The 23,135-nt window shown below is 59.4% G+C and carries 23 protein-coding genes; 12 read left to right on the top strand and 11 right to left on the bottom strand.

The features are described from left to right. Nucleotides 1-233: 233 nt before the first annotated feature. Nucleotides 234-1,208 carry an alpha/beta hydrolase family protein gene (locus JJD66_RS26425; protein WP_200649392.1) on the bottom strand — a complete coding sequence of 325 codons (975 nt, stop codon included), beginning with the start codon at nt 1,206-1,208 and terminating at the stop codon, nt 234-236. Nucleotides 1,209-1,421: 213 nt separating this feature from the next. On the opposite strand from JJD66_RS26425, the gene JJD66_RS26420 reads away from it, so the two are divergent. The 4 genes from JJD66_RS26420 (at nt 1,422) to trpE (ending at nt 5,695) form a co-directional block, all read left to right on the top strand. Beyond that, complete coding sequence (locus tag JJD66_RS26420) at nt 1,422-2,570, top strand: iron-containing alcohol dehydrogenase (protein WP_200649391.1); 1,149 nt, start codon at nt 1,422-1,424, stop codon at nt 2,568-2,570. Nucleotides 2,571-2,654: 84 nt separating this feature from the next. Continuing rightward, nucleotides 2,655-3,329: a ribulose-phosphate 3-epimerase gene (gene rpe / locus JJD66_RS26415; protein ID WP_003194703.1), complete on the top strand. Its 675-nt coding sequence runs from the start codon at nt 2,655-2,657 to the stop codon at nt 3,327-3,329. Next, on the top strand, nt 3,326-4,144 hold the full coding sequence (locus JJD66_RS26410) for a phosphoglycolate phosphatase (protein ID WP_034128815.1): 819 nt from the start codon (nt 3,326-3,328) through the stop codon (nt 4,142-4,144). Before rpe ends, JJD66_RS26410 begins: the two co-directional genes overlap by 4 nt. 69 nt (nt 4,145-4,213) lie before the next feature. Continuing rightward, on the top strand, nt 4,214-5,695 hold the full coding sequence (gene trpE / locus JJD66_RS26405; RefSeq protein ID WP_200649390.1) for an anthranilate synthase component I: 1,482 nt from the start codon (nt 4,214-4,216) through the stop codon (nt 5,693-5,695). A gap of 122 nt (nt 5,696-5,817) precedes the next feature. Here the strand turns inward: trpE and estP are convergent, their stop codons facing one another. Then, nucleotides 5,818-7,740 carry an esterase EstP gene (estP, locus tag JJD66_RS26400; RefSeq protein WP_200649389.1) on the bottom strand — a complete coding sequence of 641 codons (1,923 nt, stop codon included), beginning with the start codon at nt 7,738-7,740 and terminating at the stop codon, nt 5,818-5,820. Nucleotides 7,741-8,151: 411 nt separating this feature from the next. Here estP and JJD66_RS26395 point away from each other — a divergent pair, with 411 nt between their 5' ends. From JJD66_RS26395 to JJD66_RS26380, 4 genes are all read left to right on the top strand, one after another. Next, nucleotides 8,152-8,745 (top strand): aminodeoxychorismate/anthranilate synthase component II, encoded by a 594-nt coding sequence (locus JJD66_RS26395; protein WP_198714383.1) that lies wholly within the window; start codon nt 8,152-8,154, stop codon nt 8,743-8,745. 9 nt (nt 8,746-8,754) lie between these two features. Beyond that, complete coding sequence (gene trpD, locus JJD66_RS26390; protein WP_003194694.1) at nt 8,755-9,804, top strand: anthranilate phosphoribosyltransferase; 1,050 nt, start codon at nt 8,755-8,757, stop codon at nt 9,802-9,804. Further along, nucleotides 9,801-10,637: an indole-3-glycerol phosphate synthase TrpC gene (gene trpC / locus JJD66_RS26385; RefSeq protein WP_200649388.1), complete on the top strand. Its 837-nt coding sequence runs from the start codon at nt 9,801-9,803 to the stop codon at nt 10,635-10,637. Before trpD ends, trpC begins: the two co-directional genes overlap by 4 nt. 143 nt (nt 10,638-10,780) lie before the next feature. Further along, nucleotides 10,781-11,476 carry a lipoate--protein ligase family protein gene (locus tag JJD66_RS26380; protein WP_105228734.1) on the top strand — a complete coding sequence of 232 codons (696 nt, stop codon included), beginning with the start codon at nt 10,781-10,783 and terminating at the stop codon, nt 11,474-11,476. Here JJD66_RS26380 and crp read toward each other — a convergent pair. Further along, nucleotides 11,473-12,117, bottom strand: coding sequence for a cAMP-activated global transcriptional regulator CRP (crp, locus tag JJD66_RS26375; RefSeq protein WP_054920677.1), 645 nt, complete (start codon nt 12,115-12,117; stop codon nt 11,473-11,475). The two genes, JJD66_RS26380 and crp, sit on opposite strands and share 4 nt — an antisense overlap. Before the next feature lie 247 nt (nt 12,118-12,364). Between crp and JJD66_RS26370 the strand changes: the two genes are divergently transcribed. Then, on the top strand, nt 12,365-12,787 hold the full coding sequence (locus JJD66_RS26370) for an OsmC family protein (protein WP_003194686.1): 423 nt from the start codon (nt 12,365-12,367) through the stop codon (nt 12,785-12,787). A 47-nt stretch (nt 12,788-12,834) separates the two neighbouring features. Here JJD66_RS26370 and coq7 read toward each other — a convergent pair whose 3' ends face one another. The 6 genes from coq7 to hemJ all read right to left on the bottom strand — a co-directional run bounded on the left by coq7 (nt 12,835) and on the right by hemJ (nt 17,239). Continuing rightward, nucleotides 12,835-13,482 (bottom strand): 2-polyprenyl-3-methyl-6-methoxy-1,4-benzoquinone monooxygenase, encoded by a 648-nt coding sequence (gene coq7, locus JJD66_RS26365; protein ID WP_003194684.1) that lies wholly within the window; start codon nt 13,480-13,482, stop codon nt 12,835-12,837. An 85-nt stretch (nt 13,483-13,567) separates the two neighbouring features. After that, nucleotides 13,568-13,906: a histidine triad nucleotide-binding protein gene (locus JJD66_RS26360; protein WP_003194682.1), complete on the bottom strand. Its 339-nt coding sequence runs from the start codon at nt 13,904-13,906 to the stop codon at nt 13,568-13,570. A 45-nt stretch (nt 13,907-13,951) separates the two neighbouring features. Further along, nucleotides 13,952-14,740: an SDR family NAD(P)-dependent oxidoreductase gene (locus tag JJD66_RS26355; protein ID WP_003194680.1), complete on the bottom strand. Its 789-nt coding sequence runs from the start codon at nt 14,738-14,740 to the stop codon at nt 13,952-13,954. Nucleotides 14,741-14,801: 61 nt separating this feature from the next. After that, a complete protein-coding gene (locus tag JJD66_RS26350) occupies nt 14,802-15,755 on the bottom strand; it encodes a DUF805 domain-containing protein (protein ID WP_200649387.1) in 954 nt (317 codons plus the stop codon). 68 nt (nt 15,756-15,823) lie between these two features. Continuing rightward, nucleotides 15,824-16,786 carry an NAD(P)H-dependent flavin oxidoreductase gene (locus JJD66_RS26345; protein ID WP_054920666.1) on the bottom strand — a complete coding sequence of 321 codons (963 nt, stop codon included), beginning with the start codon at nt 16,784-16,786 and terminating at the stop codon, nt 15,824-15,826. A gap of 24 nt (nt 16,787-16,810) precedes the next feature. Further along, on the bottom strand, nt 16,811-17,239 hold the full coding sequence (gene hemJ, locus JJD66_RS26340; protein ID WP_003194674.1) for a protoporphyrinogen oxidase HemJ: 429 nt from the start codon (nt 17,237-17,239) through the stop codon (nt 16,811-16,813). A 134-nt stretch (nt 17,240-17,373) separates the two neighbouring features. Between hemJ and argC the strand changes: the two genes are divergently transcribed. Together argC and erpA are read left to right on the top strand one after the other, a co-directional pair. After that, nucleotides 17,374-18,408 (top strand): N-acetyl-gamma-glutamyl-phosphate reductase, encoded by a 1,035-nt coding sequence (gene argC, locus JJD66_RS26335; RefSeq protein WP_060764004.1) that lies wholly within the window; start codon nt 17,374-17,376, stop codon nt 18,406-18,408. Between the two features lie 165 nt (nt 18,409-18,573). After that, complete coding sequence (erpA, locus tag JJD66_RS26330) at nt 18,574-18,924, top strand: iron-sulfur cluster insertion protein ErpA (protein WP_003176443.1); 351 nt, start codon at nt 18,574-18,576, stop codon at nt 18,922-18,924. 64 nt (nt 18,925-18,988) lie between these two features. Here erpA and JJD66_RS26325 read toward each other — a convergent pair whose 3' ends face one another. Both JJD66_RS26325 and JJD66_RS26320 read right to left on the bottom strand, forming a co-directional pair. Beyond that, on the bottom strand, nt 18,989-20,080 hold the full coding sequence (locus JJD66_RS26325) for an anhydro-N-acetylmuramic acid kinase (protein WP_200649386.1): 1,092 nt from the start codon (nt 20,078-20,080) through the stop codon (nt 18,989-18,991). 3 nt (nt 20,081-20,083) lie between these two features. Further along, on the bottom strand, nt 20,084-21,496 hold the full coding sequence (locus tag JJD66_RS26320) for a peptidoglycan DD-metalloendopeptidase family protein (protein WP_200649385.1): 1,413 nt from the start codon (nt 21,494-21,496) through the stop codon (nt 20,084-20,086). A gap of 209 nt (nt 21,497-21,705) precedes the next feature. On the opposite strand from JJD66_RS26320, the gene tyrS reads away from it, so the two are divergent. After that, entirely contained in the window at nt 21,706-22,905 is a 1,200-nt protein-coding gene (gene tyrS, locus JJD66_RS26315; protein ID WP_005791998.1) for a tyrosine--tRNA ligase, read from the top strand. Nucleotides 22,906-23,135 lie beyond the last annotated feature (230 nt).

The raw sequence follows: 23,135 nt of genomic DNA, 5'->3' as shown, positions 1-23,135 counted from the left end.
GTTGGCCAGAAGCTGTTTGGAGCTTCCTCGGATAGGCCTGATACATAGATGCAACCGGGTACCAATGTTTGAAAAGCGGGTTGAAAGTGGGGGCGAGTCCATACATAGGAGCGAGCTTGCTCGCGAAAAACTCCCAGGCGCCGCGTTTATTCAGGAAGCACGCATTATCGTTGACGTTTTTCGCGAACGAGCTAGCTCCTACAGAAAGCGATGTTGCCCCCGATAGCGGAGTGTCAGTCTGCGCCGCCTTGTGGGCTCAACCAGCCGCGAACCCTGCGATACAGCTGCTCCTGCTCTGCCGCGCTATTGCCGGGCAGCGCGGTGAGCGATACCTGTTTATAGCTGTCATTCTTCGAGCGCTTGGCCGCCTGGAGTCGTTCCTGGGCGTTTTTGCGTTCCAGGGCGCCTTCTTGATAGAACACGTCCGCCGTGGGCACCTTCAAGGCCGGCGCCAGTTGCTGCAGGTCCGGTTGGCGAGCTGCGGGCGTCTTGCCGGCCACCATCACCAACCTCTGCACCTGGGAGGGTTGTTTCTCGCTCAGGTAGCGTGCCGCCCACCAGGCCCCGGTGCCATGGCCGAGCAACACCACGCTGCGGGCGCTTTGGGTCTGGGCGAAGGCGACGGCGGCGTCGATGCGGTCGAAGATGCGCTTGGCGTCGGTCTTGTCCTGTTCATCCGCCCCCGGCACCACCGCCGGGTCAGTGCCTTCGGCCTCAGCGCTGGCGGCCTGTTCGACCGGCTTGGCAGCGGTACTGCCTTCCTTGCTGCTGGTATCGACTACGGCTTCAGGCGGTTCGATGACCCGTGGCGGCAGGGTGTCCACACTGACGTCAGGCAATGACAGGCTGAGGGTGCCCCAGGCTGCGTCCGGCAACTTGCGCCGCAGAGGCGCGATTGCTTGCGGCCAGTCCGCGTTCTCCCCAACACCTGGTATGAGGATCACCACACCCTCGGCTTCGGCGCTGTTGGCCGGTTTCCACAACGCCAGGAACGAATCGCTACCAGCCTGCAATTGCTGTTGCTCCTGCTGCGGAACCTGCCGCTCGAGAGCACTGGCTTCTTGTTGGCTACGCTCGGGCAGTGGCTGGCGTTCAGCCGGTTTTTCGATGGCAGGCGAGGGTGCATCCTCGGCCTGAACAGGCAAGACGCAGGTAAACAGGAGTGACAGGCACAGTGCTGGCAGTGCCGAACGGTGAAGAAAAAGCATCGTTGATTCCCGGCCAGAAGTGATTCCAGCAGCCTAATGGGTTGGTCGGTATTTGTCAGGGGTATGAGGCGCGGTTCTCATTACCAACAGGTTATCGGCGGTTTGTTAGCAGCCTTGATGAGCGCGGCGCTGCCATTCAGCCAATGAATGGCAGACAACACGCCAGGTGCGGCTATTCTTGTGCCAGCCCATCATTCATAAGAGGCCGCGCATATGAGTACTTCCTCATTCAAGATCGCCCACAAACTGCTGACCGGCGCAGGTGTCATCGAACAACTGGCTGCCGAACTCACGCGTCTGGATGTGGATAATCCGTTGATCGTCACCGACGCCGCGCTGGTCCAGTCCGGCACCGTGGCGCTGGCCCTGGAGCATCTGGGTGATCGAGCCTACGAAATCTTCGACCGCGTGCTGCCCGATCCGGAAATTGCCATCGTTGAAGACTGCATGCGTGCGTACCGCGAAGGCGGCCATGACGGCCTGATCGGTGTGGGCGGTGGCAGTGCCATCGACATCGCCAAGAGCGTGGCGGCCTATGCCGGTTATCACGGCGCGCTGGCGGACTTGTTTGGCGTCGATCAGGTGCCGCGCAAAGGCCCGCCGTTGATCGCCATCCCCACCACGGCCGGCACCGGCTCGGAGGTGACCAATGTAGCGATACTGTCCGACAAGGCCGCACAGCTGAAAAAAGGCATCGTCAGCGATTACTTGCTGCCGGACGTTGCGCTGATCAGCCCGCAAATGACCTTGACCTGCCCACGGGGTGTCACGGCCGCCAGTGGTGTGGACGCCTTGGTGCACGCCATCGAGTCCTACCTGTCGCTGAATGCCTCGCCGATTACCGACGCCCTGGCCATCGGTGCGATCAAATTGATTGCCAGCGCGTTGCCCAAGGCTTACGCCAATCCGGCGAACCTGCAGGCCCGTGACGACATGGCCACCGCCAGCCTGATGGCCGGCATGGCCTTTGGCAACGCTGGCGTCGGTGCCGTGCATGCGCTGGCTTACCCGTTGGGTGGGCGCTTCAACATTGCCCATGGCGTAAGCAACGCGCTGTTGTTGCCGTATGTGATGCACTGGAACAAATTGGCCTGCGTCGAGCGCATGCAGGACATTGCCCAGGCCATGGGCGTCAATATCGCCGGGCTGAGTGTGAATGACGCTGCCGACCAGGCTGTAGCGGCGATGACGCGGCTGTGTGCGGCAGTGGAGATCCCGTCGGGCATGCGCAGTTTCGGCGTGCCCGAGGACGCCATCCCGGCCATGGCCAGTGAAGCCGCAGGCATTGAGCGCTTGATGCGCAACAACCCGCGCAAGCTCAGCGCCGCCGATATCGAAAAAATCTACCGGGCAGCTTACTAACCGTTGAGATAGGTCACGGTGCGCGCAGCAAAGCATGAGGTATACAATGCGCGCCATCGTGATTTAGCTCAAAAAAGGTGCGTCATGCAGCCCTTCGTCATTGCTCCATCGATTCTCTCTGCCGACTTCGCCCGCCTGGGTGAGGAAGTGGACAAGGTGTTGGCCGCCGGTGCCGACTTCGTGCACTTCGATGTCATGGACAACCACTACGTACCCAACCTGACCATCGGCCCGATGGTGTGCGCCGCGTTGCGCAAGTACGGCATCACTGCGCCGATTGATGCGCACCTGATGGTCAGCCCGGTGGACCGTATTGTCGGTGACTTCATCGAGGCGGGTGCGACTTACATCACCTTCCACCCGGAAGCTACGTTGCACGTTGACCGCACCTTGCAACTGATCCGCGAAGGCGGCTGCAAGGCGGGTTTGGTATTCAACCCGGCTACTCCGCTGAGCGTGCTTGAGTACGTGATGGACAAGGTCGACATGGTCTTGCTGATGAGCGTCAACCCAGGCTTCGGCGGGCAGAAGTTCATCCCTGGCACCTTGAACAAGCTGCGTGAGGCCCGTGCGCTGATCGATGCGTCGGGGCGTGACATTCGCCTGGAGATCGACGGCGGGGTCAACGTCAACAATATTCGTGAGATCGCCGCAGCAGGTGCCGATACCTTCGTGGCTGGCTCGGCGATCTTCAACGCCCCCGACTACCAGGCCGTCATCGACAAGATGCGTGCCGAACTGGCGCTGGCGCGTCCATGAGCGGTTTTGAGCAGTTGTTCCCCGGCAAATTGCCACGGCTGGTGATGTTCGATCTGGACGGTACCTTGATCGACTCGGTGCCTGACCTGGCGGCCGCGGTGGACCAGATGCTGCTCAAGCTGGGGCGCAAGCCGGCAGGGGTCGAGTCGGTGCGCGAATGGGTTGGCAATGGCGCACCGATGTTGGTGCGCCGGGCCCTGGCCAACGACATCGATGCCACGGGTGTGGATGAGGTAGAGGCAGAACATGCCTTGGAACTGTTCAATGCCGCTTATGAAAGCAGCCACGAACTGACCGTGGTTTACCCCGGTGTGCGCGACACCCTCAAGTGGTTGAGCAAGCAGGGCGTGGAAATGGCCCTGATCACCAACAAGCCGGAGCGCTTCGTTGCGCCGTTGTTGGACCAGATGAAAATCGGTCGCTACTTCCGCTGGATCATCGGCGGCGATACCTTGCCGCAGAAAAAACCCGACCCTGCGGCGCTGTTTTTCGTAATGAAAATGGCCAATATTCCGGCATCTCAGTCGCTGTTTGTCGGCGATTCGCGCAGTGATGTGCTGGCGGCCAAGGCGGCGGGCGTGCAGTGTGTGGCCTTGAGTTATGGTTACAACCATGGGCGGCCGATTGCGGAGGAGTCTCCAGCGTTGGTCATTGATGACCTGCGACTGCTAATCCCCGGTTGCTTGGGCGCTGGCGCTGAGATAACGTTGCCCGACATTGATTCGTCCCCTTCTGGAAATTCCATCGTGGTGGTCACTCGCAAACTCTGGATGAAAGTCATCAAGGCCCTGGCCCGCTGGCGTTGGCGCGCCTGACTGATCCTGGCCGCGTTTGCGGCACGTTTGCCTACCTGACTGTTTGACCCTCACACCACGAGGCACCTCATGACCCGCGAAGAATTCCTGCGTTTGGCCGCTGCCGGCTATAACCGTATCCCCATGGCTTGCGAAACCCTGGCCGACTTCGATACGCCACTGTCGATCTACTTGAAGCTGGCCGACGAGCCCAACTCCTACCTGCTCGAGTCGGTACAGGGCGGTGAGAAGTGGGGGCGTTACTCGATCATTGGCCTGCCATGCCGCACGGTGCTGCGGGTACACGACCATCATGTGAGCATCACCCATGATGGCGTGGAGATCGAAAGTCATGACGTAGAAGATCCGCTGGCTTTTGTCGAAACCTTCAAGGCGCGCTACAACGTGCCGACCATCGCTGGCCTGCCGCGCTTCAATGGCGGCCTGGTGGGGTACTTCGGCTATGACTGCGTTCGTTATGTGGAGAAGCGCTTGGGCAAATGCCCGAACCCGGACCCGCTGGGCGTGCCGGACATTTTGCTGATGGTGTCCGACGCGGTGGTGGTGTTCGACAACCTCGCCGGCAAGATGCATGCGATTGTCCTTGCCGACCCGGCCCAGGCTGATGCCTTCGAACAAGGCCAGGCCAACCTGGAAGCGCTGCTTGAGAAACTCCGCCAGCCGATCACCCCGCGTCGCGGCCTGGACCTCAGCCGCCCACCGGCGGCCGACCCGGTGTTCCGCTCAAGCTTTACCCAGGATGACTACGAGCGTGCCGTCGATACCATCAAGGAATACATCCTCGCCGGTGATTGTATGCAAGTGGTGCCGTCGCAACGCATGTCCATCGACTTCAAGGCGGCGCCGATTGACCTGTACCGCGCACTGCGTTGCTTCAACCCGACGCCGTATATGTACTTTTTCAATTTTGGCGACTTCCACGTCGTGGGCAGTTCGCCGGAAGTGCTGGTGCGGGTTGAAGACAACCTGATCACCGTGCGCCCGATTGCCGGCACGCGCCCCCGTGGCGCGACCGAAGAAGCCGACGTGGCGCTGGAAGAAGACCTGCTCAGCGACGACAAGGAAATCGCCGAACACCTGATGCTGATCGACCTGGGGCGCAACGACACCGGGCGTGTCTCGGAAATCGGCTCGGTGAAACTGACCGAGAAGATGGTCATCGAGCGGTATTCCAATGTGATGCATATCGTGTCCAACGTCACCGGCGAGCTGAAGGCCGGGCTGACGGCGATGGACGCACTGCGGGCGATTTTGCCGGCGGGCACATTGTCGGGGGCGCCGAAGATCCGTGCGATGGAAATCATCGACGAACTGGAGCCGGTCAAGCGTGGTGTCTACGGCGGCGCCGTCGGGTATTTTGCCTGGAACGGCAATATGGACACCGCCATTGCGATCCGCACGGCGGTGATCAAGGATGGCGAACTGCATGTGCAGGCTGGTGGTGGGATTGTGGCGGACTCGGTGCCGGCCCTTGAGTGGGAAGAAACCCTGAACAAGCGCCGAGCGATGTTCCGTGCCGTGGCATTGGCAGAGCAAGCTCCACGAGACTGAAGCTGGAATAAAAAATGTGGGAGCGGGCTTGCCCGCGATGGCGGTGTGTCACTTGAGATATTCAGTGACTGATCCACCGCCATCGCAGGCAAGCCAGCTCCCACATTTGTTTTGCGCAGTATTTAGAAATCCAGACTGACCCCGACATTGATGCCTTGCTGGGTCAAATTGTCATCCTTCCTCAGGTTATACGCCGCGCGCAGTGCAAGGTCCTGAGTCAGCTTGTGGCTGACACCCAGGCTCAAGCGGTCAGAATTACTGCGAGGCGTATAGCCGTCCAGCTTGAAGTCGATTCCCTGGACGCTGTTGAGCGAAATGTTCACCTTCTGGGTGTCATTTTCAAACTCATGCTCGTGTGCCACTTCGCCAAAAACCTGGGTTTGCGGCGTGATGCGGTAGCTGCCTTGCAGGCCGGCGCCCAGGCGCTTGGAGTCGCGTTGTTGATCATCAAAGGTCAGGGCGGTGGAGCGGCTGTTTTTCTCCGAGTAACCATTGACTTCAACCCGCGCGTAATCGGCGCTGATGAACGGCGACAGGTGCCAGTCGCTGCCCGGTGTGGCGATGTCATACCCCACGCGGCCGCTCAGTGCCCAGAGCCAGCCATCGGTATCACCTTTCTCCGAGCCTTCACTGACACCTAGGGCGAACTTGCGCTTGAGGCTGTCGAAGTCCAGCTTGCCGCCGGTCAATGCGGCATCGGCCCACCAGTGATTTTGCTGATACTGAGCGAAAGCCGTGCCCATATAGCTGTTGAGCTTGTAGTCCGAATCATTGGCTCCGGCTTCGAGGGTCTGCCGATACAGGCCGGCGGCAACGCCCACGCGCCAGTTTTCATCGAGCCGGTAGCTGCCACCGATATTCAGGTTGTAGCCGCTGCCGTCGCCACTGGCCGAGCTGCTCTGATCATCGAAATCCAGGCGTTGGCCGCCGCCGGCCACTATGGCGCGCCATTGGCCGACGGCTTGCCAACTGCCGTTGTCTGCTTGCCATTGGTTACGCAGCTCGTCCTGGTGGGCGCGCAATGTGCCTTGGGCCATTTCCGGCAGCAAGGTCAGTTCCCACGGCGCGGCGAGTAGCGAATAGGCGTAGTCGGCAATCAAGCGTTGCCCGGCCACGGTAGGGTGGACCGAGTCGTTGTAGATCAGCTTGGTCGGGTCCGGATTGGTACCGCCGATGCCGTAGGTTGGGTTGGCGGTGCAACTGTTGCCGCTGAAGCAGGTGCCGGTCAGGTTCTGGCCGGTGGCGAGGCCGAAGCGGGCCGGATCGGCGAAAGCCTCGTTCAACAACAGCGGGATGTTCAGCGGAATGACCTGCGCATCCACTTGTGACAGGCGCTGTACCAGGGACTGGTTGAAAATATTGCTCAGGGCCGAGGTCGCTGCTTGCTGTGGGGTGTCGTTGATGGCCGGCGTCAGCCCCAGGTCGGGTAGCATCCAGACCATGATGTAGCGTGCGCCGGCTTGTTGCAGGGCCTGGGCGCTGTCCGCCAGACGCCCACCTGCGGCGACCGCTTGAGCGGGGCTGAGTACCCGGCCTTGGAGGAAGTCGTTGCCCCCACCGGAAAGGAAGTAGAGCGCGTTCGGGTCAGCTCTCCCACCACTGGCCGGCAAATAGCCCTGCCGGCTGCGCAACACGGTGCCACCACCGGCATTGCCGGGGGGAATCGCAGCATCGGAGACTGAGGTAATAGAGTCGAGGATATTGTCGGTACGGTAACCACCCACTGCCCAGTTGTTCCCGTCTGGCAAACCTTGGGCTGCGCGAACCGGTGAGGTGGAGGCATTCAGGTCGTTGGGGGCTATCCCCAATTTGGCACCCAATAGGGTTGAAGAGACCAGGCCGTATTCACCCTGAAAGTTCGCCCCGGTTCGGTTGGTAAAGCGCAACGTGGCGCCGGCCGAACCGTCGGGAAACTGGCCTGCATCAGCCAGGCTGTCGCCGAAAACCACCATGGTTGAATAAGGTGACGGGGCTGCGAACGCCTGGGCGCAGGCCAAGGACAGGAGGCAGCCGGCAAGGGGCGTGAAAAACGCTGGTCTGAGCATGCAAGATTCCATTCGGTTGTTTTTATGTTGGAAGTGAAACACTAGCAAAATTTCTAGCATTTTCTGTAGGGATATGTGGAATCTGCCTACGTTGGCCCCCGTATTTGCGGCTCCATATTGCACCGCTGGCGAGCCTACGTTACTGTGCCTGAACGTATGAATGAGACCCTCCCCGTGTTGATCATCAGCAAACTCTTGATGCGAGTAGTCAAGGCACACGCCCGCTGGCGTTGGCGCGCCTGACATTTTTCTCTGCCGGCCTGGCCGGACCTGTACCGATTTGCCTTCTTCACCCGTTGCCTGACGCCCCTTGCCAACTCACCCTGGCAACCGGAACGTGCGTCTGGCAGCGGGTCACACTCTTGGAAGGCGGTCATTTGAAATCAGTGAATTCAAGAGGTTTGAACCCACATGTTGCTGATGATTGATAACTACGACTCCTTTACCTACAACGTTGTGCAGTACCTGGGCGAGCTGGGTGCTGAGGTCAAGGTGGTGCGCAACGATGAACTCACTGTTGCCGAAATCGCCGCGTTGAACCCCGAGCGCATCGTCGTCTCACCTGGCCCGTGCACGCCGACCGAGGCGGGCATCTCTCTGGAAGCTATCCAGTATTTCGCCGGCAAGCTGCCGATCCTGGGCGTCTGCCTGGGCCACCAGTCCATCGGCCAGGCGTTTGGCGGTGACGTGGTGCGCGCGCGGGAGGTCATGCACGGCAAGACCAGCCCGGTGTTCCATCGTGACCTGGGTGTGTTCCACGGCCTGAACCTGCCGGTGACCGTGACCCGTTACCACTCACTGGTGGTCAAGCGTGAAACCTTGCCCGAATGCCTGGAATTGACCGCCTGGACCCAATTGGAAGACGGCACGGTCGACGAGATCATGGGCTTGCGTCACAAGACGCTGAACATCGAAGGGGTGCAATTTCACCCTGAATCAATCCTGACCGAGCAGGGCTACGAGCTGTTCGCCAACTTTCTCAAGCAGAGCGGCGGCACGCGCTAAGGACTTTTCATGGATATCAAGACTGCCCTGAGCCGTATCGTCGGCCATCTGGACCTTAGCACCGCGGAAATGAGCGATGTGATGCGCGAGATCATGACCGGCCAATGCACCGATGCCCAGATCGGCGCCTTTATGATGGCGATGCGCATGAAGAGCGAAAGCATCGACGAAATAGTCGGTGCGGTGTCGGTGATGCGTGAGCTGGCGGACAAGGTCGAGCTCAAGACTCTCGACGGCGTCGTCGATGTGGTGGGCACCGGCGGTGACGGTGCGAATATTTTCAACGTGTCGACCGCCTCATCTTTTGTGGTGGCCGCCGCTGGTTGCACCGTCGCCAAGCACGGTAACCGTGCAGTGTCTGGCAAGAGCGGCAGTGCCGACTTGCTGGAAGCGGCCGGTATTTACCTGAACCTCACGCCGGTGCAAGTAGCGCGCTGCATTGACAGCGTTGGTATCGGCTTCATGTTTGCCCAGTCCCATCATGGCGCAATGAAACACGCTGCCGGCCCGCGTAAGGACCTTGGCTTGCGTACCCTGTTCAACATGCTCGGCCCGCTTACGAATCCGGCCGGTGTGAAGCACCAGGTGGTAGGCGTGTTCAGCCAGGCGCTGTGCCGGCCGCTGGCCGAAGTCTTGCAACGCCTGGGCAGCAAGCATGTGCTGGTGGTGCATTCCAAGGATGGCCTCGACGAATTCAGCCTGGCGGCGCCGACCTTCGTGGCGGAGCTGAAGAACGACGAGGTCACCGAATATTGGGTCGAGCCCGAAGACCTGGGTATGAAAAGCCAGAGCTTGCACGGCCTGGCGGTGGAAAGCCCGGCAGCTTCGTTGGAATTGATTCGTGATGCCCTGGGGCGTCGCAAGACCGAAAACGGTCAGAAAGCTGCGGAGATGATTGTGCTAAATGCTGGCGCAGCCCTTTACGCCGCCGACCATGCCTATAGTCTCAAGGAAGGTGTCGCCTTGGCCCACGATGCGCTGCACACCGGCCTGGCTCGTGAGAAGCTCGAAGAGCTGGGAGCATTCACCGCCGTATTCAAGATGGAGAATGAAGGATGAGTGTGCCAACTGTTCTGGAAAAGATCCTGGCCCGCAAGGCTGAAGAAGTGGCCGAGCGCCGTGCCCGGGTGAGCCTGGCCGAGTTGGAAGCGCAGGCGAAAAGCGCCGAGGCACCACGCGGCTTTGCCAATGCCTTGATCGCCCAGGCCAAGCTCAAGCAGCCGGCCGTGATCGCCGAGGTCAAGAAAGCCTCGCCGAGCAAAGGCGTGATTCGCGAGAACTTCGTACCCGCTGAGATCGCCGTCAGTTACGAGAAGGGTGGGGCGACTTGCCTGTCCGTACTGACGGATATCGACTACTTCCAAGGTTCAGACCTGTTTCTGCAACAGGCGCGCGCCGCGTGCAAGTTACCGGTGATCCGCAAGGATTTCATGGTGGACCCGTACCAGATCGTTGAAGCCCGAGCCTTGGGTGCCGACTGCGTGTTGCTGATTGTCTCCGCATTGGATGACGTGAAGATGGCCGAGCTGGCGGCCGTGGCCAAAAGCGTCGGCCTGGACGTGCTGGTCGAAGTACACGACGGCGACGAGCTGGAGCGCGCATTGAAGACCCTCGATACTCCCCTGGTGGGCGTCAACAACCGTAACCTGCATACCTTCGACGTCAGCCTGGAAACTACCCTCGACCTGCTGCCGCGTATTCCGCGCGATCGCTTGGTGATTACCGAGAGTGGCATCGTCAATCGCGCCGATGTGGAATTGATGGAAATCAGTGGTGTGTACTCGTTCCTGGTGGGCGAGACCTTTATGCGCGCCGAGAACCCGGGGGCGGAACTGCAGCGTTTGTTCTTCCCGGAGCGCGGTACGACGATCAGCGGTTCGACACTAGACTGATTTGGAATACGCTCGGAACTGTAGGAGCTGGCTTGCCTGCTATAGCGGCGGGTCAGCCAACCTCTGTGTAGCTGACACACCGCTATCGCAGGCAAGCCAGCACCCACATTGGTTTTGTGTTTATTCAGGTAGGTAGGTGTTCGATGCTCCAGCCCGTGATCATGACTGTCGAAGCTGGCCTTGCCGCCGAGCAAGACCTATTGGCAGCCGTTTGCGCGGGTGAGCAGGCATTCGGATTGCTGTTCTGGCAGCCCAGTGACCAAGCGCTGGTCATGCCGCGCCGTTTGAGCCGGCTGCCGGCATTCGCGGTGGCGAGCCAGGTTTCGGCCGATGCGGGTTGGCCGGTATTGCTGCGTGAAACCGGCGGTGAGCCGGTGCCGCAGTCCGGCGCCACGGTCAACATCGCCCTGGTCTATGCCCCGCCGCGTAGCGAAGGCGACCAAGGGCGCATCGAAACCGGTTATCAGCGCTTGTGCCAACCGATCTGTGATCTGTTGATCGAGTTGGGTGGCGATGCGTCCGTCGGCGAAATTGACGGTGCGTTTTGCGACGGTCGTTACAACGTCAACCTCAATGGCCGCAAAATGGTGGGCACTGCCCAGCGTTGGCGGCAAAGCGGTGGCCGCCCGGTCGGGTTGGTGCACGGGGCGATGTTGCTGGAGAATGATCGTGAGGAATTGATTGCGGCGGTCAACCGCTTCAATCAAGCCTGCGGTTTGGAGCAGCGGGTTCGCGCCGATAGCCATATCGCACTGCACGAAGCGTTTCCCGCGCCGGACGCGATCAGTCGGCTCGACACGTTGTACCGGCAAATGCTGGCTGGCTTTCTGCCGGTTTAACGGGTACCAAATACCACCATTGTCTTGCCTTTGACATGTACCAGGTTGCGTTCTTCCAAATCCTTGAGCACGCGGCCGACCATTTCCCGCGAACACCCGACAATACGTCCGATCTCCTGGCGCGTGACTTTGATCTGCATGCCGTCGGGATGGGTCATGGCGTCGGGTTGTTTGCATAATTCCAGCAGGCAGCGAGCGACGCGGCCGGTGACATCAAAGAACGCCAGGTCGCCGACCTTACGCGTGGTGTCGCGCAGGCGCTGGGCGATCTGACCGCTCAGGGCGTACAAGATGTCCGGATCATGCTGGGCCAATTCGCGAAATTTCGCATAGCTGATTTCGGCCACTTCGCACTCAACTTTCGCCCGTACCCAAGCACTGCGTTCCTGCTCTTTGCCTGCTTGTTCAAACAAACCCAACTCACCGAAGAAGTCTCCGGCGTTGAGATAGGCAATGATCATCTCACGGCCATCCTCATCCTCGATCAGGATGGTGACCGAGCCTTTGATGATGAAGAACAGGGTTTCTGAACGCTCGCCGGCGCAGATGATGTTGTGCTTGGCCGGATGACGTCGGCGCTGGCAGTGCAGCAGTAGCTTGTCGAGGTTCTTGATCTTGGATGTGGGAGTAAGAGCAACCATGGTTGTATCCCGAAAAAGACTGCGCGGTGTCGTTGGCGTTGTTTTTATCCAGCGGCATCTCATTGATACACGCCGTACAAGACATGGCAATGCGCCATTCATTTGGCGCCAGCTTACCAGACACCTTCTGTCGCGATTAGCCAATTTAGCGGGCAAACGCTGTCATTTATCGATTTTATGCAGGGCGCTGCTGTTTCAAGGCCCTGTGCTAAGCTGGCGACCCTTTTTTAGCAGTGGAGTCTGGGCGATGAAGGCACGCATCCAATGGGCGGGCGAAGCCATGTTCCTCGGTGAGTCGGGCAGCGGCCACGTGGTGGTTATGGATGGCCCGCCGGAAGCCGGCGGTCGGAACCTGGGTGTACGCCCCATGGAAATGTTGCTGCTGGGTGTGGGCGGTTGCAGCAATTTCGACGTGGTCAGCATCTTGAAGAAGTCCCGGCAAGCCGTGGAAAGCTGCGAAGCCTTCCTGGAAGCCGAGCGCGCCACTGAAGACCCCAAGGTTTTTACCAAGATCCATATGCATTTCGTGGTCAAGGGCCGGGCGCTGAAAGAAGCCCAGGTCAAGCGTGCCATCGAGCTGTCGGCCGAGAAGTACTGCTCAGCATCGATCATGCTCGGGGCCGCGGGCGTGGTCATTACCCACGACTACGAAATCATCGAGTTGGGTTGATTGCAGCAGGCAAAAGAAAGGGCGCTTCGGGCGCCCTTTTTTTCGGTTCAGATTCGATAGGTGCTTTTGGTCATGACCTTGGCCAGCAGGCTCATGCCGAACCGTACCGGGGCTGGAAAGCGGAAGCCGCCCGCGTCCAGCGCGCTCTCTGCGTGGTGTTCTTCATCGATGCGCATCTGCTCAAGAATGGCCCGTGACTTTTCGTCTTCGGCCGGCAGTTGCTCCAGGTGTTCATCCAGGTGCTTGCACACCTGATGTTCTGTCGCGGCCACAAACCCCAGGCTGACTTTGTCGCTGATCAGCCCGGCAGCCGCGCCGATACCAAACGACAAGCCATAAAAAAGTGGGTTGAGCACGCTGGGATGGCTGCCCAACTGACGGATGCGTTGTTCGCACCAGGCCAGATGGTCGATCTCTTCCTCTGCCGCATGCTCCATCGCCGTGCGTACCTGTGGCAACTTGGCGGTCAGCGCCTGGCCTTGGTACAACGCCTGGGCACAGACTTCGCCGGTATGGTTGATGCGCATCAGGCCAGCGACGTGACGGGTATCGGTCTCGCTCAGCTGTACATCCGGCTGCACGATGGCGGGCGAGGGACGGTAGGGCTGGCCGCTGAACGGCAGCAGGGTGCGCATGGCCATGTCGGCTTGCAGCAACAGACGGTCAATCGGCGAGTAGTGACGTTGGGTAGTCATGCTGACCTCCGGGAAGAATCTCGGCGGCCAGTTTACCGCAAGAGAGCGTCTAGCGTTTGTGCTGAGTCAATTTGCCCTTGTGCACTCAGCCCGGTGGCCAGTTCATCTGGCGCTGACCCAGCACGTGCATATGGATGTGGTAAACGGTTTGCCCGCCGTCTTCATTGCAATTCATCACCACACGAAAGCCTTTTTCGCAGCCTTGTTCCACGGCCAGGCGTTGGGCGGTGAACAGGATATGGCCGGCCAGCGCCTTATCGTCCTCGGTCAGGTCGTTGAGGGTACGAATGGGCTTTTTCGGGATAACCAGGAAATGCACTGGCGCCTGCGGGGCGATATCGTGGAAAGCCAGGACTTGGTCATCTTCATAGATGATCTTCGCCGGTATTTCCCTGTTGATGATCTTGGTGAACAGAGTATCCACAGCTGTATCTCCATCGTGAAAAGTGAGGTGAGTGTACGTAGGCCATCAGCGTGGGCAATAGGCCTTGTTGATGGCGCCGGCAATTTTGCGGGTGAGCCAGCGGGGGCTCAGGCGTGGGCTGAACGTCAGCCAACGATTGCGGCGCCCGGGAATGATGATGGCCTTGTTCTTTTCCAGCGCCCGCACGGTGTAGAGCGCGACTTCTTCCGGGCTCATCAGCTGCTGGCTGCGGTCGAGTTTCGCCGTATCCATCTGCGCGGTGCCGAAGAATGCGGTGCGCGTGGGGCCGGGGCACAGCACTGAAACCTTGATGCCGCAGGTCTTCAATTCTTCACGCAGCCCTTCGGAGAAGTGCAATACGTAGGCTTTGCTGGCGTAGTAGCTGCTCATCCACGGCCCAGGCTGGAAGGCGGCGACCGAAGCCACATTGAGGATTTGCCCGCCGCCATGCAGGGCCATGGCATTGCCCAGTGCGTGGCACATGCGGGTCAAGGCCAGGATGTTGACTTCGATGAGGTCCTGCTCGGTCATCCAGTCCTGGGCCAGGAACGGCCCGCTGGTGCCGATGCCGGCGCAGTTGACCAGCAGGTCGATCTGTCGCTCACCCTCTTCGAGTTCCAGCAAAAAGCCGGACAAACGCAGCGGCTCGCCCAAATCACAGGCACGAAACAGCACCTCGACGCCGAAGCGTTGGGTCAACTCCAATGCAATGCTTTCCAACTGATCACGCTGGCGGGCCACCAGAATCAAGCTACGGCCGCGCCGTGCCAAGGCCTCGGCCAATGCCAGGCCGATGCCACTGGAGGCGCCGGTGATCAGAGCGTAACGGGTCATGCCTTTCTCCATCGCAACGCCACCGGCCTATGACAGTGCGTCACAGGCGGCGGGCGTTTCTTCACTGTTCTGGAGAGTCTACAGGTTCGGCTGCATCGTCAGCACTTTGCGCTTCGGCTTCGTCAACGATAGCGCTTTGATCGGCGTCTGCATCGGGGGTAATGGAGCTGCTTTCGTAGCTGCTGTCCATGTTGGCTTCAAGCTGGTCCAGGTAGCCATTCATGCCCAGGGTGACGACGATGATGAGCATCAAGGGAATGAACGCCAGCCACAGCGAGGCCAGGACTTTCACCGCAGTGGAGTTGCGTGGTGGTGGCGCGCCGTACTGGTTGGCGCCCGTATTGCCTGGCAATACCAGCAATAGCAGTGGGAATACGCTGTTTACCAGCGGAACCAGGTTGAGCAGGTACAGCCAGCCAGACCAGCCCAGGTCATGCAGGCGCTGCACGCCGATTTGCACGCTCACCACTACCAATGCCACAAACAGCGCGAAACCCAGCAGCGAGCCAATAATGATGGCGATGGTTGGCGAGGCTGTCGCCACCGCGAAGCCCACCGTACTGATGATGCCCGCTGCCACCAGCATCGCGACGGTCAGTGCCAGCGTCCAAGCCAGGTAGCGCAGGCGCCCGATGCGCCCGTGGATGGTGAATACCTTTAGGGTGGCGAACTCCGGCAGGTCGTCGCCAACTGCGGCGCGTGGCGGTGCATAAGGTGACGCAGCGCGGTCAGAGGTTGACGAGTCCGTCTCGTGGGTTTCTGCAAGGTTGAACGCCACGGGTTGTTCGGCCTCGATGCGAGCGTCGATCCCGGCATTGTGCAGTGCCGTCAGGTAAGTTTGCGCGTCGGGCTGGGACAGGTCGCGCTTGAGCGCGACGGGGCGGCCGGTGAAGAGTTTTTCGATTGCTTCGACATCGCTTTTGAATAACTCGGCGAGGTTCAGCTTGGCGGTGGTGCTTTCGACACCTGGGCGCAAGGCTCCGTCAAACACAATCTTGAAACGGCTGTCGCTCATGCGGGCATCCTTGTCACTTAATCATGGAGAGTATGCAGGCCTGTCCAGTTGGCAGGCCCGGCAGTGGGTCAGCGTGGCCAGCGCAGTTGCGCGGCGTGCTCGCGTGCTTTGCGGTATTCGGCATCCAGGCGCGCTATGAGCTCATCCACAGTGGGTACATCATTGATCTCACCGACGCCTTGGCCAGCAGACCATACAGTTTTCCACGCTTTGGCCTCATCGCTCAATGGCTTGAGCTTGGAACCGAAATTGACTTCACCCTTGCCTTGAAGCGCAGCAAGGTCAAAACCGGCATTTTCCAGGCTCTGGCGCATGAAGCTTGCAGGTACGCCGGAGACTGCAGGAGTGTGCACGATGTCGGCAGCGCGGGATGTGAGCAGCATCTCCTTATAGGCATCCGGTGCCTGACTTTCAGTGGTGCCGATAAAGCGCGTACCGAAATATGCCAGGTCTGCCCCCAGCATCTGGGCGGCAAGAATTTCGTGCCCATGGTTAAGGCAGCCCGCCAGCAGCAGGGTTTTGTCGAAGAACTGGCGAATTTCGGCAATCAGCGAAAAGGGGCTCCAGGTGCCAGCGTGGCCACCCGCGCCAGCGGCTACGGCTATCAGGCCGTCTACGCCGGCTTCAGCGGCTTTTTCCGCATGGCGTCGGGTAGTAACGTCATGAAATACCAGGCCGCCGTAGCTATGAACCGCGTCCACCAGTTCCTTTACCGCACCGAGGCTGGTGATGACGATGGGCACCTTGTGCTCGACGCAGATCGCCAGGTCAGCCTCCAGCCGCGGGTTACTGTTGTGCACGATCAGGTTCACGGCATAGGGCGCAGGATTGTCCAGCAGCGCCAAGCCCGCTTCGATTTCTTCCAGCCAGGCCTTGAAGCCGCTGCTTTCGCGTTGGTTGAGCGCGGGGAAACTCCCCACTACCCCGTTGCGACAGCAGGCCAGGACCAGTTGCGGATTTGAGATCAGAAACATCGGCGCGGCCACCACGGGCAGGCGCAGACGTTGTTCCAGCAGAGCGGGCAGCGACATTGGAGGTTCCCCGAATAATTGACGTTAGAACGGTTTGACCACGACCAAAATTACGATAGCCAGCAATATCAGAACCGGGACCTCATTGAACCAGCGATAAAAGACATGGCTGCGGGTGTTTTCGCCACGGGCGAAGCGCTTTACCTGTGCGCCGCACATGTGGTGATAGCCAATCAGCAGGACGACCAGGGTCAGCTTGGCGTGGATCCAGGCGCCCGACTGGAAAATGCCTGGGTTGAGGGCCAGCATCCAGATGCCGAAGACCAGTGTGGCAACCATCGCCGGGCCCATGATGCCACGGTACAACTTGCGCTCCATGATGCTGAAGCGCTCCTTGCTGACGGTGTCTTCGCTTTGGGCGTGGTAGACGAACAGGCGCGGCAGGTAGAACAGCCCGGCAAACCAGCAAACGATGCTGACGATATGGAAGGCTTTGACCCATAGATAGAGCATTTTAGTTATTCCCAGGTTCACGGTAGCGAAGATAGTAGTGGCTCATGCGCCCGTACGTCACGTTGACGGTTGTCGCAGGACGATACGGCCCCTATTATCGACGGCTTTCCAGTGGGTTCGTTGAGGGCAGGTTTATGGTCAAGGTCGGTATCGTCGGCGGCACGGGTTACACCGGTGTCGAATTGCTGCGTCTGTTGGCTCAGCATCCGCAGGCTGAGGTGGTGGTCATCACTTCCCGATCCGAAGCCGGGCTGGCCGTGGCCGATATGTACCCGAACCTGCGAGGCCACTATGACGGCCTGGCGTTCAGTGTGCCGGACACCAAGACCCTGGCTGCCTGCGACGTGGTGTTCTTCGCCACGCCTCACGGTGTGGCTCATGCGTTGGCCGGCGAGCTGCTGGCGGCCGGCACCAAGGTTATCGACTTGTCGGCAGACTTCCGTCTGCAAGACGCCGATGAGTGGGCCAAATGGTACGGCCAGCCCCATGGTGCGCCGCAGCTGTTGGAAGAGGCGGTTTACGGCCTGCCGGAAGTCAATCGTGAGCAGATCAAGCAAGCGCGCCTGATTGCCGTGCCGGGTTGCTATCCGACGGCGACGCAATTGGGCTTCCTGCCATTGCTGGAAGCTGGCCTGGCGGATGCGTCGCGCCTGATCGCCGACTGCAAGTCGGGCGTCAGTGGTGCGGGCCGTGGCGCAGCGGTAGGTTCCCTTTACTCCGAAACGTCGGAAAGCATGAAAGCCTATGCGGTAAAAGGTCATAGGCACTTGCCGGAAATCCGCCAGGGCTTGCGTCGCGCTGCCGGTCAGGATGTGGGGCTGACGTTCGTGCCGCACCTGACGCCGATGATCCGCGGGATTCACTCCACGCTGTATGCGACCGTCACCGATCGCTCGGTAGACCTGCAGGCGCTGTTTGAAAAGCGTTATGCCAATGAGCCGTTCGTCGATGTGATGCCGGCCGGTAGCCATCCGGAAACGCGCAGCGTGCGTGGTGCCAATGTGTGCCGTATTGCGGTGCATCGTCCGCAGGATGGCGACCTGGTGGTGGTGTTGTCGGTGATCGACAATCTGGTCAAGGGCGCTTCGGGCCAGGCGGTGCAGAACATGAACATCCTGTTCGGCCTGGACGAGAAGTTGGGCCTGTCCCACGCGGGGATGTTGCCTTAACGCGGGCTCACCATTGCGCAAAAGGCCCGTTGATCGGGCCTTTTGCATTTTTAATGGTCGCTGGGCGGATTGATATACCGTAACAATAGTTGACCGCTTTTCTAGGAGAAGCGGATAATACCGGCCATTACGCATATGGCGGCGCTACGCCGGGAGATTATCAGCATGAGCGTTGAATCCTTCACCCCCACGGCTTTGCAATTCACCCACGGTGCTGCGCACAAGGTGAAGAGCCTGGTCGATGAAGAGGGTAATGATCGCTTGAAGCTGCGCGTATTCGTTACGGGCGGCGGTTGTTCAGGGTTTCAGTACGGTTTTACCTTCGATGAAGATGTGGCCGATGACGACACTATCGTTGAGCGCGAGGGTGTGAGCCTGGTCGTGGATCCGATGAGCTTCCAATACCTGGCAGGTGCCGAGGTGGATTATCAGGAAGGTCTGGAAGGCTCGCGTTTCGTGATCAAGAACCCTAATGCCACCACGACATGTGGTTGCGGGTCTTCGTTCTCGATCTGATCGGTAGCAGGTACAAAAACGCCGCTTGGCTTTTACGGGCCAAGCGGCGTTTTGCTGTCTGGGGTCAGGCGGGGTAGATCGCGCCAAGCACTCGAAGCCCGCGTGCGCCAGTGACGCTGGGGCGATTGGCGGCGATGCCTTCCAGGCAGCAATGTGCCAGCCAGGCGAAGGCCATTGCTTCCACCCAGTCAGGATCCACGCCGTAGGCCGCTGTAGTGCTGACATGAGTGGAAGGCAGCAACGTTGTCAGCCGGCTCATCAGTGCCCCGTTGTGGGCGCCGCCGCCGCAAATCAGCAAGGTTGTTGTGTCAGTCTGGGCGCTTTGCAGGGACTCGACGATGGTCAGGGCCGTCAGCTCCAGCAGGGTAGCCTGTACGTCTTGGGGTTCAAAGGCGGGCAAACGGCCAAGGTGCTGCTGCAGCCAGGCCAGGTTGAACACTTCGCGGCCCGTGCTTTTCGGGCCTTTGGTCATGAAGAACGGATCGCTGAGCAACGTATTGAGCAGTTGGGGCTGGACCTCGCCGCTGGCCGCCCATTGCCCGTTCCGATCAAAGTGTTCGCCGCGCTGCAGGTTAATCCAGGCATCGAGGAGGACGTTCCCCGGGCCGCAGTCGAAACCGGCGACAGGCGTGCCCGTCTCAATCAGGCTGAGGTTGCTGAACCCGCCGACATTCAATACCGCGCGATTGCCCGTCTGTTCGCCGAACAAGGCTTCATGAAAGGCTGGAACCAAAGGAGCGCCTTGGCCGCCGGCAGCGACATCGCGGCTGCGGAAGTCGCTGACGACGGTGATGTCTGTCAGCTCGGTGAGAAGGGCAGGGTTGCCGATCTGAACGGTAAAGCCTCGGGCGGGTTCATGGCGAATCGTCTGACCATGGCTACCAATCGCCCGAATGTCCTGAGGCTTGAGGTTCTGTTGATCCAGCAAGGCGTTGATGCCTTGCGCAGCGAGCGTTACCCATTGTTGCTGTGCGATTGCCGAGCGGGCGATTTCATCCGGGCCACTGGCGCATAGGCTCAGCAGTTCTGTGCGCAAGGCGTCAGGCATCGGGATGTAATGGGTGGCGATCAGATTGACCGCCGCGCCTTGTTCGATAAGGGCGATATCCAGGCCGTCGAGGCTGGTCCCGGACATCACACCGATATAGAGCGGCATACCTTAACGCTTCGCCGAAGCCAGCATGGTGGAGCGCTCTTGATCCATGCGTGCCATTAGCGGCTGGCTCTGCGCCATGAAGCGCGCGCGTTCGGCCTTGGCAATCGGGTCAGCCATCGGCAGCTTCTGGCCCAATGGATCGACGTGTACACCGTTGACCTGGAACTCGTAGTGCAAGTGCGGGCCGGTGGAGAGGCCGGTAGTGCCGATGTAGCCGATCACTTGCCCCTGTTTTACGTTGCCGCCAGTCTTGACGCCCTTGGCAAAGCCCTGCATGTGGCCGTACAGCGTGCGGTAAGTGTTGCCGTGCTGGATGATCACCGTATTGCCGTAACCACCACGACGCCCTGCCAACAAGACCTTGCCGTCGCCCGCCGCTTTGATTGGCGTGCCACGCGGCGCGGCATAGTCGACGCCCTTGTGTGCGCGAATTTTGTTCAGAATTGGATGCTTGCGGCCCATGGAGAAACGCGAGCTAATACGAGCAAAGTCAACGGGGGTACGGATGAAAGCCTTGCGCATGCTGTTGCCATCAGCTGTGTAGTAGCTGCTGTTGCCTTGCTTGTTGGTGTAGCGCACGGCGGTGTAGGTTTTGCCACGGTTGGTGAAGCGTGCAGACAGGATGTTACCAGTGCCCACGACTTTTCCGTTGGCTACCTTCTGCTCGTAGATCACGTCGAACTCATCGCCTTGACGGATGTCCTGGGCGAAGTCGATGTCGTAGCCAAAAACGCTGGCCATGTCCATGGTCATGCTGTGCGACAGGCCCGCACGCGCGGCCGATTGCGACAGGGAACTGTTGATCACTCCGTGTACGTAGGCGGAACGCATGACGGGTTTGGTAGTGATTCGGTTGAATGCGAAGCCTTTGGCGCCTTTACTCAGGCTGATGCTTTCCAGGTCGCTGATATTGGTGTGCAGGTTGTTCAGCTGGCCGTCTGGCGTCAGCTCAAACTCGAGCTTTTGGCCACGTTTGAGCTGAGTGAATTGCTTGGCTTGCTTATCGCTGGCGAGCACTTCATTTACAGCGGCGGCAGGCAAACCAACCTTTTCGAACAGGGTAGATAGTGTGTCGCCTTTGCCCACGATGACTTCGCGGTGCTGGGGATTCTTGGCTGCGGTTGCCGCAGGTGCTTCCTGGGTGGCTTGTTGAGTGTCTTCTGGAGCGCTTTCGATCTGTGCGAAAGGTGATTCGGCCGGAGCATTTGTGGCTTGTTGAGCGTCGGAAGCGTCTTGATCTTGTGTCAGTTGTTCAACTGGGCTTTCCAGATCGAGGCTCAGGGATGTTCGTTTGGCTTCAACGTCGCTGGAAGGGAATACCAGCAGTGCCAGGCTGAGAAGGGCGGCGATACCACTTGCGGCGAGCAGGTGGGTCTTCGGGTAAAGCGGCGGCGCTTTAGACGGTTCAGTGGTCATAAGTAATTTTGACTTTGAAGATGAAATGGAAAAGATGAATGACATGATGAAGATGAAATAACTGTATAAAATATAACCAAATCATCTGTGGCGCAAGCTCGCGAACGCTGGGCTTGCTGAACGGTGTCCGTGCGCAGGGCAAAACTTGTAATTAGTCCCTGATCTTGTATGGTTGGTTCCCTTTTGAATCTGAGCCTTGCGGGTCTGTTATGAAGTCGGTTGAAGAGCAGCTAGCGCTGATAAAACGTGGTGCGGAAGAACTGTTGGTCGAGGCCGAGCTGATCGAAAAGCTCAAGCGTGGCCAACCCCTGCGTATCAAGGCTGGCTTTGATCCGACTGCGCCGGATCTGCACCTGGGTCATACGGTGCTTATTAATAAGCTGCGTCAGTTCCAGGAGTTGGGCCATCAGGTCATCTTCCTTATAGGTGACTTCACCGGGATGATCGGTGATCCAAGCGGCAAGAGCGCTACGCGCCCGCCGCTGACTCGTGAGCAGGTGCTCGATAATGCCGAGACCTACAAGACCCAGGTATTCAAGATCCTTGATCCAGCCAAGACTGAGGTGGCGTTCAACTCCACTTGGATGGACAAAATGGGGCCGGCAGATTTCATTCGCCTGACGTCCCAGTACACCGTGGCACGCATGCTCGAGCGCGATGACTTCGACAAGCGCTACTCGACCAATCAGCCCATTGCCATCCATGAGTTCCTTTATCCGCTGGTTCAAGGGTACGACTCGGTGGCGCTGCGCGCGGACGTTGAGTTGGGTGGCACCGATCAGAAGTTCAACCTGCTGATGGGGCGTGAATTGCAACGCGCCTACGGTCAGGAGGCTCAGTGCATTCTGACCATGCCGCTGTTGGAAGGCTTGGATGGCGTCAAGAAGATGTCCAAGTCTCTGGGGAACTATGTCGGTATCCAGGAAGCGCCAGGTGTGATGTACGGCAAGTTGGTGTCTATTCCAGATGCGCTGATGTGGCGCTACTTCGAGCTGCTGAGCTTCCGCTCGATGGACGAGATCAATGCGCTGCGGGCGGATGTCGAGGCGGGCGCTAATCCTCGCGATGTGAAGATTAAGCTGGCTGAAGAAATCGTTGCGCGTTTCCATGGTGAGGAGGCTGCAGCCAGCGCTCACCGCGCGGCAGGTAATCGCATGAAAGACGGCGAGCTGCCTGACGATCTGCCGGAGATTGAGTTGACTGCTGCCGAGGCGATGCCGATTGCGGCTGTGCTTAATAAGGCTGGCCTGGTGAAGAATTCGGCGGTCGCGCGTGATCTCTTGGGGTCGGGTGGTGTACGTATAGATGGTGAGGTGGTTGACCGCACCTTTATATACGAGCTGGGCGCCACTCACGTTTGCCAGGCGGGGAAGAAGGCATTTGCGCGTATTACGCTCAAATCCGAATAAGTCGGAAAATAGGTGTTGACGGCGAATTATAACTGTCTATAATTCGCCCCACTTCCGGCGCAGTCGAAACGGAAAACTCCTTGGTAAACAATGAGTTATGCGGTTTTCGGCAGCAAGTTGCTTCAGTTCATCGAAGCCAGAAGGAAGTTGAAAAAGAGGTGTTGACAGCAGCGTGTAACGCTGTAGAATTCGCCTCCCGCTTACGAGAGATCGCAAGCGCAAGTGGTTGA

The organism is Pseudomonas sp. MF6751 (assembly GCF_016613265.1).
In the GTDB taxonomy this organism is placed as follows: Bacteria; Pseudomonadota; Gammaproteobacteria; order Pseudomonadales; family Pseudomonadaceae; genus Aquipseudomonas; species Aquipseudomonas fluorescens_BV.
Note: the sequence above shows the minus strand (reverse complement) of the source record. Positions and strands in the feature narration are given on the sequence as shown.

Excerpts from the sequence above, each read along its gene's own strand:
- trpC (WP_200649388.1), top strand. The coding sequence starts at position 9,801 with ATGAGTGTGCCAACTGTTCTGGAAAAGATCCTGGCCCGCAAGGCTGAA.
- erpA (WP_003176443.1), top strand. The coding sequence starts at position 18,574 with ATGAGCGTTGAATCCTTCACCCCCACGGCTTTGCAATTCACCCACGGT.
- coq7 (WP_003194684.1), bottom strand. The coding sequence starts at position 13,482 with ATGACTACCCAACGTCACTACTCGCCGATTGACCGTCTGTTGCTGCAA.
- JJD66_RS26380 (WP_105228734.1), top strand. The coding sequence starts at position 10,781 with ATGCTCCAGCCCGTGATCATGACTGTCGAAGCTGGCCTTGCCGCCGAG.
- JJD66_RS26395 (WP_198714383.1), top strand. The coding sequence starts at position 8,152 with ATGTTGCTGATGATTGATAACTACGACTCCTTTACCTACAACGTTGTG.
- JJD66_RS26420 (WP_200649391.1), top strand. The coding sequence starts at position 1,422 with ATGAGTACTTCCTCATTCAAGATCGCCCACAAACTGCTGACCGGCGCA.
- hemJ (WP_003194674.1), bottom strand. The coding sequence starts at position 17,239 with ATGCTCTATCTATGGGTCAAAGCCTTCCATATCGTCAGCATCGTTTGC.
- JJD66_RS26425 (WP_200649392.1), bottom strand. The coding sequence starts at position 1,208 with ATGCTTTTTCTTCACCGTTCGGCACTGCCAGCACTGTGCCTGTCACTC.
- JJD66_RS26350 (WP_200649387.1), bottom strand. The coding sequence starts at position 15,755 with ATGAGCGACAGCCGTTTCAAGATTGTGTTTGACGGAGCCTTGCGCCCA.
- JJD66_RS26325 (WP_200649386.1), bottom strand. The coding sequence starts at position 20,080 with ATGCCGCTCTATATCGGTGTGATGTCCGGGACCAGCCTCGACGGCCTG.
- tyrS (WP_005791998.1), top strand. The coding sequence starts at position 21,706 with ATGAAGTCGGTTGAAGAGCAGCTAGCGCTGATAAAACGTGGTGCGGAA.
- trpD (WP_003194694.1), top strand. The coding sequence starts at position 8,755 with ATGGATATCAAGACTGCCCTGAGCCGTATCGTCGGCCATCTGGACCTT.
- JJD66_RS26355 (WP_003194680.1), bottom strand. The coding sequence starts at position 14,740 with ATGACCCGTTACGCTCTGATCACCGGCGCCTCCAGTGGCATCGGCCTG.
- JJD66_RS26410 (WP_034128815.1), top strand. The coding sequence starts at position 3,326 with ATGAGCGGTTTTGAGCAGTTGTTCCCCGGCAAATTGCCACGGCTGGTG.
- JJD66_RS26370 (WP_003194686.1), top strand. The coding sequence starts at position 12,365 with ATGAAGGCACGCATCCAATGGGCGGGCGAAGCCATGTTCCTCGGTGAG.
- crp (WP_054920677.1), bottom strand. The coding sequence starts at position 12,117 with ATGGTTGCTCTTACTCCCACATCCAAGATCAAGAACCTCGACAAGCTA.
- JJD66_RS26320 (WP_200649385.1), bottom strand. The coding sequence starts at position 21,496 with ATGACCACTGAACCGTCTAAAGCGCCGCCGCTTTACCCGAAGACCCAC.
- JJD66_RS26345 (WP_054920666.1), bottom strand. The coding sequence starts at position 16,786 with ATGTCGCTGCCCGCTCTGCTGGAACAACGTCTGCGCCTGCCCGTGGTG.
- argC (WP_060764004.1), top strand. The coding sequence starts at position 17,374 with ATGGTCAAGGTCGGTATCGTCGGCGGCACGGGTTACACCGGTGTCGAA.
- trpE (WP_200649390.1), top strand. The coding sequence starts at position 4,214 with ATGACCCGCGAAGAATTCCTGCGTTTGGCCGCTGCCGGCTATAACCGT.
- estP (WP_200649389.1), bottom strand. The coding sequence starts at position 7,740 with ATGCTCAGACCAGCGTTTTTCACGCCCCTTGCCGGCTGCCTCCTGTCC.
- rpe (WP_003194703.1), top strand. The coding sequence starts at position 2,655 with ATGCAGCCCTTCGTCATTGCTCCATCGATTCTCTCTGCCGACTTCGCC.